A 1,518-nucleotide genomic window follows, 5' to 3' on the forward strand; every position below is an offset into this window, starting at 1 on the left:
GGACAGTTGGCTATTTTTGCAGCGCCTCCTTAGGTGTAGGTTACGGACTGTGTTATAATCTCTTTCGGACATAATCTTCCCTCCAAGGAGTTTTTGTTCGCGCCGGGGATGGTTACCGCCATACCCCGGCATCTTTTTGAGCTGACTTTAATTTCTCTGCCTCCCTGACGACATTTTCATAGAATCCAACAACCACTTGTTCTTCTCGTTTTCTTCAAGAAAACTGTACGCCATGACTGCCGCTTTCAGAATTGTCGTTTTGTTCTGACCGGTTCGTCCCGCTTCCTCTTCAAGAGCATCAATCACTGTTTGAGGCAAGCGAAAGGTTGCCGGTATCGGCCTTCCTGAGTCTGGACGGCGATCCCCTGACGCGATGAAACGAGCAGTACTTGCTTGGGGATCTGAAATTTCAGACCCATCAACGATAGGTATCTGGAAAGTCGGTTTTTTAAGCTTCATAAGTAGTAAATCTCCGCATACAGCGTACATACACCGTATTTCAAAAATGTATTACAGTAACCCTATCTCTTGTGCCACTAGCTCAAGCTGCGCTTTGGCTTTTGGCAAGCTGCTAGCACGTTCTACCTCGTGCACACCTGCGCCGACATTTACGGCATTCTCGTAAATGTCCAGCTCAGACAGTCGAGCTTTCAACGGCTGTATCCACACGCTGTCACTACGCAGTTCCTCATCTAAAGCGATGGCATCCGGGACCTTGTTTGGCTTGATGCGCGTCATCAAAACGTGGGCTTTCAGAGCCGCATTTCCATGCTTGTACTGCGCTGTGCGTACAGTCTCAGTGAGATTAGTCAGAGTGCCTTTTTCAAACATTGATGACGGTTTAATCAATGTGATTAGGGTGTCGACTACCGTTAACGCACTACGAAATTCAGCGCTGTCATGCCCTGGGCAATCGACAAGCAGGACGTCGCACATAGGCTTAAGCCGTAAAATCTCACTGCTTACATCCCTGTACGCTTCATGAACGGGGATGATGGAAAGACCTGCTGTACTACGGATTTCTGCCCAGGTCATTAAGTCAGGGTTTTGATCTGTTTTAAGAATGATTACGCTTTTTCCCTTGCTGGACATCATTACGGCCATATTGGCCGCTGTAGTGCTTTTGCCTACACCGCCTTTGTCAGACGCAAATAGAATGACCATGGATCTACCTCATGCATTGTATGTACCCTGTATTCCATAGTATGTACACGGGAACACAAATTTGTCAATACGTTGTATTTCATAAGAAATACAACGTATGTCATTTGATGATTTACAAGGTATGTACATAGTAAACCAATTTTGTATTTCACTTGTATTGCATTTGTATGCTAATAATCCTGATGCGTTGAAGGCTTTTAGGAGGGGGTCAGGACACAACCTAAACTCTGCCACTGCCGCTCGGTATGGTTCAAAAAGGTGGTTCTTTCCAGCATGGCTCTTTAGGGTTGCGTTTAGGTAAATTGGGCCATGCCTGATATGCTGGGTCTATTTGGGTATACCAAAATGGGCCAT

2 protein-coding genes are annotated in these 1,518 nt (G+C 46.0%); both read right to left on the reverse strand.

The genetic code is table 11. The features are described from left to right. Window positions 1-147: 147 nt before the first annotated feature. On the reverse strand, window positions 148-459 hold the full coding sequence (locus tag ALO64_RS15770; protein ID WP_004666658.1) for a hypothetical protein: 312 nt from the start codon (window positions 457-459) through the stop codon (window positions 148-150). 51 nt (window positions 460-510) lie between these two features. Further along, window positions 511-1,164, reverse strand: a complete 654-nt coding sequence (locus ALO64_RS15775) for a division plane positioning ATPase MipZ (protein WP_004666657.1) — start codon at window positions 1,162-1,164, stop codon at window positions 511-513. Window positions 1,165-1,518 lie beyond the last annotated feature (354 nt).

This window comes from Pseudomonas meliae (genome assembly GCF_001400515.1).
Lineage (GTDB): Bacteria > Pseudomonadota > Gammaproteobacteria > Pseudomonadales > Pseudomonadaceae > Aquipseudomonas > Aquipseudomonas amygdali.

Excerpts from the sequence above, each read along its gene's own strand:
- ALO64_RS15770 (WP_004666658.1), bottom strand. The coding sequence starts at position 459 with ATGAAGCTTAAAAAACCGACTTTCCAGATACCTATCGTTGATGGGTCT.
- ALO64_RS15775 (WP_004666657.1), bottom strand. The coding sequence starts at position 1,164 with ATGGTCATTCTATTTGCGTCTGACAAAGGCGGTGTAGGCAAAAGCACT.